The 10527-nt window shown below is 66.0% G+C and carries 11 protein-coding genes; 3 read left to right on the top strand and 8 right to left on the bottom strand.

Annotated features, from left to right (window positions below; translation table 11 throughout):
- Positions 1 to 2: 2 nt before the first annotated feature.
- From SKP52_RS23345 to SKP52_RS23370, 6 genes are all read right to left on the bottom strand, one after another.
- Positions 3 to 377, bottom strand: a complete 375-nt coding sequence (locus SKP52_RS23345) for a DsrE family protein (protein WP_039579132.1) — start codon at positions 375 to 377, stop codon at positions 3 to 5.
- Positions 356 to 1105, bottom strand: coding sequence for a HesA/MoeB/ThiF family protein (locus tag SKP52_RS23350; RefSeq protein WP_039579136.1), 750 nt, complete (start codon positions 1103 to 1105; stop codon positions 356 to 358). The genes SKP52_RS23345 and SKP52_RS23350 overlap by 22 nt, the downstream gene beginning before the upstream one ends.
- Position 1106: 1 nt before the next feature.
- Positions 1107 to 1655 carry a dUTP diphosphatase gene (gene dut, locus SKP52_RS23355; RefSeq protein ID WP_039579139.1) on the bottom strand — a complete coding sequence of 183 codons (549 nt, stop codon included), beginning with the start codon at positions 1653 to 1655 and terminating at the stop codon, positions 1107 to 1109.
- On the bottom strand, positions 1618 to 2880 hold the full coding sequence (gene coaBC, locus SKP52_RS23360; RefSeq protein WP_039579143.1) for a bifunctional phosphopantothenoylcysteine decarboxylase/phosphopantothenate--cysteine ligase CoaBC: 1263 nt from the start codon (positions 2878 to 2880) through the stop codon (positions 1618 to 1620). The genes dut and coaBC overlap by 38 nt, the downstream gene beginning before the upstream one ends.
- Before the next feature lie 110 nt (positions 2881 to 2990).
- Complete coding sequence (locus SKP52_RS23365; RefSeq protein ID WP_148309222.1) at positions 2991 to 4103, bottom strand: hypothetical protein; 1113 nt, start codon at positions 4101 to 4103, stop codon at positions 2991 to 2993.
- Positions 4091 to 5218, bottom strand: coding sequence for a glycosyltransferase (locus SKP52_RS23370; protein ID WP_052208787.1), 1128 nt, complete (start codon positions 5216 to 5218; stop codon positions 4091 to 4093). Before SKP52_RS23370 ends, SKP52_RS23365 begins: the two co-directional genes overlap by 13 nt.
- A gap of 160 nt (positions 5219 to 5378) precedes the next feature.
- Here SKP52_RS23370 and SKP52_RS23375 point away from each other — a divergent pair, with 160 nt between their 5' ends.
- The gene (locus SKP52_RS23375; protein WP_039579146.1) at positions 5379 to 6392 is read left to right on the top strand and encodes a hypothetical protein; all 1014 of its coding nucleotides are present in this window, start codon (positions 5379 to 5381) and stop codon (positions 6390 to 6392) included.
- Here SKP52_RS23375 and ubiB read toward each other — a convergent pair.
- Together ubiB and SKP52_RS23385 are read right to left on the bottom strand one after the other, a co-directional pair.
- Entirely contained in the window at positions 6385 to 7935 is a 1551-nt protein-coding gene (gene ubiB / locus SKP52_RS23380; RefSeq protein WP_039582207.1) for a 2-polyprenylphenol 6-hydroxylase, read from the bottom strand. The genes SKP52_RS23375 and ubiB overlap by 8 nt on opposite strands.
- Positions 7932 to 8669 carry a class I SAM-dependent methyltransferase gene (locus tag SKP52_RS23385; protein ID WP_039579150.1) on the bottom strand — a complete coding sequence of 246 codons (738 nt, stop codon included), beginning with the start codon at positions 8667 to 8669 and terminating at the stop codon, positions 7932 to 7934. Before SKP52_RS23385 ends, ubiB begins: the two co-directional genes overlap by 4 nt.
- Before the next feature lie 93 nt (positions 8670 to 8762).
- Here SKP52_RS23385 and mutM point away from each other — a divergent pair, with 93 nt between their 5' ends.
- Together mutM and rpsT are read left to right on the top strand one after the other, a co-directional pair.
- Positions 8763 to 9572: a bifunctional DNA-formamidopyrimidine glycosylase/DNA-(apurinic or apyrimidinic site) lyase gene (gene mutM, locus SKP52_RS23390; protein WP_039582209.1), complete on the top strand. Its 810-nt coding sequence runs from the start codon at positions 8763 to 8765 to the stop codon at positions 9570 to 9572.
- A gap of 186 nt (positions 9573 to 9758) precedes the next feature.
- Positions 9759 to 10022 (top strand): 30S ribosomal protein S20, encoded by a 264-nt coding sequence (gene rpsT / locus SKP52_RS23395; RefSeq protein ID WP_037514171.1) that lies wholly within the window; start codon positions 9759 to 9761, stop codon positions 10020 to 10022.
- Positions 10023 to 10527 lie beyond the last annotated feature (505 nt).

Consider the following 10527-nt stretch of genomic DNA (forward strand, 5'->3'; position numbering starts at 1 on the left):
CGTCAGTAGACGACCAGCCGGTCGTCGGGCCCGATCGCGGCCATGAAGCTGACCAACCCTGCCGCGCGGACATGCGGCATCAATTCGGTCGCCGCCACGCCGACAAGCGCCATGCCTGATTGGCAGACGAACATCTCGATCTCCATCGCGATCGCCTCCTCGGCGAGCCACGCGAGGTCGGGCTGGCCCGCGGCGCGGCGGGCGTCGTCGCCCGAAAAGGTCACGGGATCGCGCAGCAAAGCAGCCGCCTCACCCTGCAGGAATATCCGCACCGGCCGCCCCAGCGCCGCCGCTGCCATCCCCGCTTCGAGCGCGGCGTAGAGCCGCCGCCCTTCGGCGACCGCGACGATGACGTTCAGGACGGGCAGATCGGACATTGGGGATCCTTGGGCACGCCGACCTCGCGCCAGCGCCGGTCGAGCATATCGACGATCCCGAGCCGGCCGGTCAAGGACGATCCAAGGCCCGTGAGCGCGCGTACCGCCTCCAGCGCCGCCATCGTGCCCATCATCCCCGCGAGCGCGCCCATCACGCCGGTTTCGGCGCAATTGATCCCTTCGCGGTCGGGATCGGAGCCGACGAGGCAAGCGTAGCAGGCCTGCTCCGTCCGCCAGCCTTCGTAAAGCGCAACCTGTCCCTCGAAGGCGCCGATCGCGGCGCTGAGCAGCGGAATCTCGAGCGCGACCGCGGCGCGATTGACGGCAAGCCGCGTGTCGAAATTGTCGCAGCCGTCGAGGATCAGGTTCGCGCCTTCGAGCAGCGCCTCGGCATTGCCGCTGTCGAGCCGTTCGGCGACAGGGACCGCTTCGACATGGGGGTTAATCCGCCGCGCCGCGCTCGCGGCCACATCGGCCTTCAGTGCCCCGATATCGGCGTCGGTGAACAAGGGCTGTCGCTGGAGGTTGCTGAGTTCGACGACGTCATGGTCGATGACCGTCAGCTTGCCGACGCCCGCCGCCGCCAGATAGGTGATCGCCGGACAGCCGATGCCGCCTGCGCCGATCACCGCGACATGCGCGCCTTTCAGCTTCGCCTGTCCTGCACCGCCAAAGGCCGGCAGGATGATCTGGCGGGCGTAGCGGTCGAGTTCGGCGTCGCTGAGCAATCTATTCGACCGGCCGCCGCAGCTGGATGCCTGACAGCGAAGCAAGCCCGGCGGTGTCCGCGGTCTCGTCGATGGCGTCGCTTTCCACCCCCGTCGACCCGAAACCGCCCGTACCGCGCGCCGTCTCATCCAGCGTCTCGACTTCGGCAAAGGCCGCGCGCTGGACGGGCGCGGGGACGAGCTGGGCAATGCGGTCGCCGCGTTTGATCTCGAAACTCTCGTCGCCGAGGTTCGCGAGGATCACCTTTACCTCGCCGCGATAATCGCTGTCGATCGTTCCCGGGGTGTTGAGGCAGGTGACGCCATGCTTGAGCGCGAGGCCCGACCGCGGGCGGACCTGCACCTCATAACCGGCGGGGATCGCCATCGCAAAGCCGGTCGCGACCGCGTGGCGCGCGCCGGGGCGCAAGGTCAGCGTCTCGGCCGCGACGACGTCCATCCCCGCCGCGCCATCGCTGGCATAGGCGGGCATGGGCAGGCCGCCGCCATTGGGCAGCCGCTGCAGGGCGATTTCAATCTCTTTCAAGCGGTGCGCGGGTGTCGAGTTCATCGGCGATCTTTTCCATCAATTTGCGGGCGACGGCCTGTTTGGGCAGCCGGTCCCAGCTGTCTACCCCGTCTTTGCTAACGATATGCACCCGATTGCTCTCGCCCCCCATCGGGTCGGCAGACACGTCGTTTGCGACGATCCAGTCGCACCCCTTGCGCGCGAGCTTGGCCTGCGCGTGGGGGATAACGTCGTTCGTTTCGGCGGCGAAGCCGATGAGCAGTTTCGGGCGGTCGGGCGATTTGGCGAGGCCGGCGAGGATGTCGGGATTTTCGGCGAGGGCGAGCGGCGGAACTGCGCCGCTGCCGTCCTTCTTGATCTTTTGCACCGCAGTGTCGGCGGCGCGCCAGTCGGCGACCGCGGCGACCATGACCGCCGCATCGACCGGCAGACCCTCGGCCACTTCGGCAGCCATTTCGACCGCGGTCTCGACATCGACGCGGATCACGCCGGGCGGTGTCGGCAGCGGCACCGGGCCGGCGATCAGCAGCACCTCCGCGCCCGCCTCGGCGGCGGCGGCGGCAATGGCAAAACCCTGCTTCCCGCTCGACCGATTGGCGATGTAGCGCACCGGATCGATCGGCTCGTGCGTCGGTCCGGCGGTGATCAGGATACGGCGGCCATAGAGCGGGCGGTGATTTGCCGGGGCGAAGTCGGGTTGGCCGGTCAGTGGAACCGGGGCCGGCGCGCTGGCTAGTGCGGCGTCGATCGCATCCTTGATCGCGGCGGGCTCGGGCAGGCGTCCTGGACCATATTCGCCGCACGCCATTTCACCCTCGTCGGGTTCCATCACCGTCACGCCATCGCCGCGCAAGGTCGCAATATTGCGCTGCGTCGCGGCGTGCAGCCACATCCGCACATTCATCGCGGGCGCGGCGAGCACCGGCTTGTCGGTCGCCAGCAGCAAGGTGGTCGCGAGATCGTCGGCGATGCCCGCCGCCATCTTGGCGAGCAGATCGGCGGTTGCGGGCGCCACCACAACCAGGTCGGCCTCGCGGCTGAGCTGGATATGCCCCATCTCGACCTCGTCCTTGAGATCGAAGAGATTGGTGTAGGCCTTGTTTTCGGAAAGCGCGGCGAGCGTCAGCGGCGTCACGAACTGCTCGCCCGCGCGCGTGATGACGCAGCGCACGACATAGCCCGCCTTGCGGAGCAGGCGGACGAGCTCGATCGATTTATAGGCCGCGATGCCGCCGCCGATGATCAAAAGAATGCGCGGAGCGGACATCAGCGGGGGCAAGCCTGGCCCAAGCGGGCGGCGATCGACTGGGTATGTTTCATCGCCGTCTCCTTCGCGCATCAGTTATGCGCTTCCTCGCTTCAGTTCAAGCGGACGCCTTAAATGGCGGAAGCGGGAATCGCCCGCTTCGGTCGCGCCAATGATCGCACCAATGCGGTCAGCGCCGCGGGTGCGAAGGCGAGGCCAATGAACAATGTCGGCGTGACGAGCATCGCCCAATAGAAATTGGCCGGCCGGGCAAAGAGCATCAGCAGCGCCGCATAGCCGAATTGGATCAGCAGCACGACCAGTCCGAGCCGAGCGCGCCACGCAGCCCAGCCGAGCAGCGCGAGCGGGACCAGCAGCGCGCCGACCCATCCCGTAAAAAAGCGCAGCAGCGACGACGCCTGGATGAAAGACAGATAGGCAATCCAGCCACCCTGTCCGTTCCACCCTTGGCTTGCGGCGTCGACCGGGGTCGTGACCGCCGCCAGCGCCGCAATATGCGCCGCAAGGCCCGCCGCGAAACATAGCCCGATCGCCAACCAGCCCGCCGCCGCGCGCCAGTCGCGGTCGATCAGCGCAAAAGTCCCGAACAGCATCGCGACCGGCAGCACCGTCTCGCGGATCGCGAGCGCCGCCGCGACGATCGCCATGGTCCACCAGGGACGCGCCGGGCGATAGAGCGCGAGCGCGAGCGCCAGGAGTATGCCCGCCGCAACTTCATGGATGAACAGCCATTCGCGCGCCGCGAGCTGCGTCAGGTTCGCGGCGACGAACAGTGCGCCGACTGCCGCATAGCGCGGGAGGGTGGATTCGGTCCGCAGCCGCCGGTACCAGCCAAGGATCGCCGTGCCACCGACGGCAAGGAGGAAGATCATCGCTTTCTGCTCGCCAAGCGTGGCGACGATATACGCCAGCGTCGGCAAACGGACCGCCACGAAAGGGCGCAGCGGATAATCGCCGACGCGGTGTTCGGCCGCCGCCGCGGCGTAATAGGATTCGCCCGCGTCGACCCGCTGCGCGATGCGTGCATAGAGCGCATGATCGCCGACGAGGCCGTCGAATTGCGCCGACGTGGGCTTGGCGACGGCGACATAGTCGCGGCCGACGCCGCCCGTCGCGCCCCAGACCATCAGTAGCGCAAGCAGGCTCAGCACCACCACCGCGACGGGGCGCGAAACCCCGGCGAAGCGGTTCCAGCCCAGCGCGCCGACCGTCATTTGCGCCACGTGACCGCCGACGACATGGCAAAGTTCCATATCGCGCCGACCAGCACGCCAGCAACCCCCGCGACCCACCAGCGTTCGTCGTGCCCGGCCATCCACGTCCCGATGCCGATGTTGGCGACCGCGCCGAGCGCCGAAATCGCATAGAAGCTCGCGAGGCCGCCGACGAGGCGCCAGCCCTTCAGCTTGCGGTCGGCATAGGTGAAGCTGTTGTTGAGGAAGAAGTTGAAGGCGATGGCGGTCATCACCGCGCTGGTCTGTGCCGTGATGAAGGGGCTGCCCGCGCCGAGGATCGTGCGCAGCACGGCGAGGTGAACGAAGACGCCGAGCCCGCCGACCATCAGGAATTTGAGCAGGCGGATGGGCACAAAGCGGCCGACCGTCTTGTCGGCGATCAGTTCGGCATATTCGGCGATCACGCGCGCGCCGATTTTGCTTTCGCCGGCCTCGCGCGTGCGGAATTGATAGGGGATTTCGGTGACCTTCAGCGGCGCCGGGCTCGACGCCAAAATGTCGATCAATATCTTGAATCCGATCGCCGACAGACGCGGCAGCGCGCGTTCGAAGGCGTCGCGGCGTACCGCGAAAAAGCCGCTCATCGGGTCGGACACGTCGGTGCCGAGCGCGATCTGCCCGGCGCGCGTCGCGAGGCGGCTCATCCGCGCGCGGTCCTTGTCCCAATCGCCGACTCCGCCGCCCGCGACATAGCGCGTGCCGACCGCGATATCGGCTCCGCCGCTCGCGATCGCATCGATCAGCCGCGGCAATGCGTCCTCGCTATGCTGGAGGTCGCCGTCCATCACCGCGATGACCGGCGCGGCGGTCGCCAAAATCCCCTCGACGACCGCTGACGACAGGCCGCGGCGGCCGACGCGCTGAACGATACGGACATGCCGCGAGCTTCGGCCGATGCGGCGCACCAACTCGCTCGTTCCGTCGGGCGAATTGTCGTCGACGAACACGACTTCCCAGCCGCGTCCCGCGAGCACGACCGAGAGTTTTTCGATCAGTTTTTCGACATTGGCGGCTTCGTTGAGCGTCGGTACCACGATCGCGACCTCGAGGGGCAGCGTATCGACCGGCAAAATGGCGTCGGCAGTCAGGATGTCGTGGCGCATGAAACCTCGGTTTTGTCCGGATTTCACGTCCGGAATTGGTCGAGGTCATGCCTTAGCGATTTAGGGTAAATGTCTGGTAACCACGCGGCCGCCGATGGACGCGGCTTTATAAACATGCAATTTCATGGCGCAGGGGTCGCCTTCGGGCATGGGGGGCTAAATGAACAAGGCTTGGGGCGGAACGTTTGTGCTCGCGATGACGCTTGCGCTTTCAGGGGGCGGCTGTTCGAAAAAGGCGCCGCAGGAGCTTCCGCCGCTGCCGCAGGAAACGGCATCGACGCCCGATGCCGATCGAGCGGCCGCCTACCGCGCCGCGCAGGAGGCGGCGATGGCGCAGCGAGCGGCAAGCGAGCAGCAATCGGCGCGCGCCGACGCGATGCGCGCCTATGAGGAAGCCAAGGCCGCCGTCGCCCAAGCGAAGAAGCAGGTCGAAGCTGCGCGCAAGGGGCATATCAATGTTCCGGGTGCCAGCGCCGGAACGACGGGCGCCGCGCATTTGGCCGGTTCCGCCGCGAGCGATCCGGGCGGCGCTGCCAAAGTCGCCTGCCCGCAACTCGGCGGCCTCGCGACGCCGGAAGAATGCGCCAATTATTCCGGCTTGCTGGCGACAATGCAGAGCGGCGTCGCCGCCTTCGACCCGCCGCGGCGGATGGAGATGGGGCGCGATTATCCGGTGAAGCTGGTGATCGGCGCTAGGGAAGTCGCGGCGCAGGTCGTCGACAGCGCGACCGATGCGGGCGACGTCAAGACCGTCGACATCCGGCTCGGTTCGTGGATCTGCGCCGAGCTGCTCGCGACGCAGTTCGAACTCAATGGCCCGGCGCGCCAGTGCAAGGAGCGCGGCCTTTCGCGCATGCTTTCGTTCGACTGGACCGTGTCGCCGAAACAAGACGGCAAGCTGAAGCTCGGGGTGAAGGTCGAAAGCCTTGCCGAGCAGAATGGCAAGCCGCTCGATATGATCGACAGCCGCATGATCGCGGTCAATGTCGAGGCCGACGCGATCGGCCGTTTCGACATGATGGTATCGCGGTTGACCGACAGCCTTGGCGGCGTGCGCACGATGCTTCTCGCGCTGGTCAGCGCGCTCGGCGTGCTGTCGGTCGTCGTGTGGCGTGTTCGCAACCTCGGCAAAAAGCCCGAGAAGGACGCACTCAAGGATATAAGCTCTAGTTGATCCCCAGCGCCCAAAGCGCAGCGGCGCCGACGGCTGCGCCGACCAGCGCGGTCAACGCATAGCGCCACCAGCTCCGCTTCTCGCCCTTCTCCCACATCAGCGGGATCTCGGGCAGCGGCGGGGCGGGGGGGGCGGCCCCCTTTCTGGGAAGCTGCGCGTCGAGGCGGCGGATGATGTCGGGGATCAACGCCAGCGTCTTGCCCTGTTCGCGCAGCCCGTCGGCGAGCGCGGCCTCGGGGCCGAGTTCGTCGCGGATCCATTCGCTGACGAAGGGGCCCGAGACGTTCCACATATTGATCTTGGGATTGAGCATCGTCGCGACGCCCTCGACCATCACCATCGTCTTCTGCAGCAGCAGCAGGTGCGGTTGCGTCTGCATGTCAAAATCGCGGGTGATCGCGAACAGTCCGTCGAGCATCTGGCCGACGCTGAGCTCGCTCACCGGTTTGCCGCGCATCGGTTCGCCGACCGCGCGCAGCGCCGTCGCGAATTCTTCGACATTATGATAGGCAGGCACATATTGCGCCTCGAAATGGATTTCGGCGACGCGGCGGTAATTGCCCGTGGTCAGGCCATAGAGGATCTCGGCGAGCCAGTAGCGCGCCTGCCGGTTGATCCGCCCCATGATGCCAAAGTCCACGGCGGCGATCGTGCCGTCGGCCTTCACGAACAAATTTCCCTGGTGCATGTCGGCGTGGAAAAAGCCCTCGGCGATCGCCTGCCGCAGGAAGGCGTTGACAAGGTTCGCCGACAGCGCCTCCATGTCATGCCCCGCGGCGATCAGCGCATCGCGGTGCGAAATCTTGATGCCTTCGATCCAGTCCAGCGTCATCACCCGGCTCGTGGTGCGGTCCCAGTCGATTTCGGGGACCTCGTACGTCGGCACGCCGACCATCGCGTCGCGCAGTTCCGACGCCGAAGCGGCCTCGCGGCGCAGATCGAGCTCGCGCAGCGTCCAGCGGCGGAAATTGGCGATTACTTCGCGCGGACGCAGCCGCGTCGCTTCGCCGCCGAGCGCCTCGAGATGCGCGGCGGCCCATTCATAGGTGTCGATGTCGCGCGCGAACTGCTTGTCGATGCCGGGACGGCGTACTTTCACGGCGACCTTGCGGCCCTCGGTCGTCACCGCGCGGTGGACCTGGGCGATCGACGCCGACCCGACGGGTTCGGGATCGAATTCGCTGTAGAGGCTTTCGAGCGGGACTTCGAAGGTCGCCTCGATTTCCTGACGGATACGCTCGAACGCGACCGGCGCGAGCGCGTCCTGCAGCGTCAGAAGATTATGCGCGGCTTCTTCGCCGACGAGGTCGGGGCGCGTCGCGAGCGTCTGTCCTAGTTTGACTGCGGCGGGGCCGATCGCCTGAAAGGCCGCGGCATAGTCCGGCACCTTCGGTTGAATCGTGCCCAGCCGCGCGATGCGGCACAGTCGCTTGACCCCCGGCGGAGTCTGCGGCGCACTTTCGATCCCGCGCAGCGCGCCGTGGCGCGCTAGGATGCGCCCCCACTTCAGCAGGCGGACGATATGGGTGAAGGGTCGGGTCAAGCTTTCCACCCGCTGTGGATCGCGACGAGCCCGCCGAGGATCGGTTCGACCTTCACCGCGGTGAAGCCCGCGTCGCGGATCATCTGCGCGAATTTGGGCATGGGCGGGAAGCGGCGGATCGATTCGATCAGGTAGCGATAGCTGTCCTCGTCATCGGCGATCAGCTTGCCGAGCTTGGGGACGAGGTGGTGCGAATAGGCGTCATAAGCCTGCGCGAAACCCGGCCATTCGTTGGTCGAAAATTCGAGGCAGAAAAAGCGCCCGCCATAACGCAGCACGCGATGTGCTTCGGCCAGCGCCGCCGGGATGTCGGTGACGTTGCGGATGCCGAAGGCGATCGTATAGGCGTCGAAAAACTGGTCGGGGAAGGAGAGCTTCTCGGCATTTTGTTCGGACCAGACGAGGCTGTCGATGCCGCGCTCGGCCGCGCGCTCGACGCCGACGCCGAGCATGTCGGGATTGATGTCGGCGACGGTGATGCTCGCGCCGAACCGCTCCATGCGAAAGGCGATGTCGCCGGTGCCGCCCGCCATGTCGAGGATCGTCTCGCCCTCGCGCGGCTTCACGCGGCGGACGAAGCGGTCTTTCCACAGACGGTGCATGCCGCCCGACATCGCGTCGTTCATGATGTCGTACTTGCGCGCGACGCGGCTGAACACTTCGCCGACCATCGCGGTCTTGTCGCCCGCGGGGACCTGTTCATAACCGAAGCTGACGGTATCGGGGGTGGCCATGGATTGCGCGCCTTTGCGGGGGAGAGGTAAAGTCGAACGGCCTTTAGCGGGGCCTTGCCGCCCGCGCAAATGGCGCGTAGCCCGATGCGCGATATGCCAGAGTTGCCCGAAGTCGAAACCACCGTGCGCGGCCTTGCGCCTTTCCTCGAAGGCCAGCGGCTGACCGCCGTCACCACCTTTCGCCCCGACCTGCGCCGGCCCTTTCCCGCCGACCTCGCGCAGCGCCTCACCGGCGCAACGGTCACCACCCTGTCGCGCCGTGCCAAATATGGCGTCATCTCGACCGACCGCGACGATCATATGATCTTCCACCTCGGCATGTCGGGGCGCTGGCGCACCGAGGGCGGCGAGGCGGGCAAGCACGATCATCTGCTGCTCGAAACGGCAGGGCACCGATTGTTCCTTCACGATCCGCGCCGTTTCGGGTCGGTCGATCTGGTGAGCGGCGACCCGCTGACGCTGTTTCCGGCGTTCGTGACGCTCGGACCCGAACCCTTGTCCGACGCTTTCGATGCCGCCTATCTCGCCAAGGCGCTGGCGGGGCGGCGCGCGCCGATCAAGGCGATGCTGCTCGACCAGACCATCGTCGCGGGACTCGGCAATATCTATGTCTGCGAAGCGCTCAACATGGCGCGGATCGCGCCGACGAAGCCCGCCGCCGATGTGCCCAAAACGAAGCTCGCGGTGCTGGTGCCCGCGATCAAGAAGGTGCTGACCGCCGCGATCGCCGCGGGCGGGTCGACGCTGCGCGATTTCCTTAGCCCCGAGGGCGACCTTGGCTATTTCGCGAAGGACTGGCGCGTCTATGGCCGCGAGGGCGAGGCGTGCGAATGCGGCGGGACGATCGCGCGGATCGTCCAGAGCGGGCGCTCGACCTTCTATTGCCCCAAATGTCAGCGCTGAGAGGGGCAATCGCCCGAAAACCATTGACCATATGGGCCAAGCTGGCTATGCGCGCACCCTTCGAGCAGGGTCCGGTCGTACCGGAACCGGCCGTATCCGGACATTGATTCGCCTGTTTGCGCGATTCGGCTGCTCCGGTGACGCTGTGCTCCGACCGACTTAGACCGTTTGAAAACCGAGGAATTTATGGCCAATACGCCCCAGGCAAAAAAGCGCATCCGCCGCAACACCGCGCGCACCGTCGTGAACAAGAATCGCGTTTCGCGTATTCGCACGCTGGTAAAGAAGGTTGAGAACGCCGTTGCCGCCGGTGACAAGGATGCCGCGGCCACCGCACTGAAGGCGGCGCAGCCTGAAATGGCACGCGGCGTTGCCAAGGGTGTCCTCCACAAGAACACCGTGGCCCGCAAGTTCTCGCGCCTGACCAAGAGCGTGAACGCGATCGCCTGATTCGATCCGTCCCGAAAGGGAACAAAAAGGACCCGTCGGCTTCATGCCCGCGGGTCCTTTTTTGCGTCCGATATTGTGACAGCGCGATGGCAATAGTGTTGCAGCGCGGTAAGTGACGGAATTACTGCGATTCGTTCTTTTGTCACGGCTACGTCATAATTAAATCATTGAAAATAATCGATAAAATGACGCTTTGGCGCGATTCCGGCCCCCCTGGTGAGTCAAGATTTTTATTTCAGTATTTTTACATGCCGCGCCCTTGATCGACTCGGCGCGGCCTGACTAGACAGAGTGCGTCGTCGGCCTTCGCCGGTGGCCGCCACATCGACATGATTCGCACTACTTCGGACCCGTTGGTCCCGGGAAGGATGCCTGTACTTCGTGCAGGCGACGAATCGGCGCGTGGACTGGCCGCCCGAACGTCTGACGATGAGGGGACCTAAGGGGGCGGCACAGCGTGACAGAGAGCGGCAATTGGCATGGGCATAACGCAAAGGGCGGAGCA

It is taken from the genome of Sphingopyxis fribergensis, assembly GCF_000803645.1.
GTDB lineage: Bacteria > Pseudomonadota > Alphaproteobacteria > Sphingomonadales > Sphingomonadaceae > Sphingopyxis > Sphingopyxis fribergensis.

What these genes read in the sequence shown, in the direction of transcription:
- SKP52_RS23345 (WP_039579132.1), bottom strand. Translation starts at nt 377, where the DNA reads ATGTCCGATCTGCCCGTCCTGAACGTCATCGTCGCGGTCGCCGAAGGG.
- dut (WP_039579139.1), bottom strand. Translation starts at nt 1,655, where the DNA reads ATGAACTCGACACCCGCGCACCGCTTGAAAGAGATTGAAATCGCCCTG.
- coaBC (WP_039579143.1), bottom strand. Translation starts at nt 2,880, where the DNA reads ATGTCCGCTCCGCGCATTCTTTTGATCATCGGCGGCGGCATCGCGGCC.
- SKP52_RS23370 (WP_052208787.1), bottom strand. Translation starts at nt 5,218, where the DNA reads ATGCGCCACGACATCCTGACTGCCGACGCCATTTTGCCGGTCGATACG.
- SKP52_RS23375 (WP_039579146.1), top strand. Translation starts at nt 5,379, where the DNA reads ATGAACAAGGCTTGGGGCGGAACGTTTGTGCTCGCGATGACGCTTGCG.
- SKP52_RS23385 (WP_039579150.1), bottom strand. Translation starts at nt 8,669, where the DNA reads ATGGCCACCCCCGATACCGTCAGCTTCGGTTATGAACAGGTCCCCGCG.
- mutM (WP_039582209.1), top strand. Translation starts at nt 8,763, where the DNA reads ATGCCAGAGTTGCCCGAAGTCGAAACCACCGTGCGCGGCCTTGCGCCT.
- rpsT (WP_037514171.1), top strand. Translation starts at nt 9,759, where the DNA reads ATGGCCAATACGCCCCAGGCAAAAAAGCGCATCCGCCGCAACACCGCG.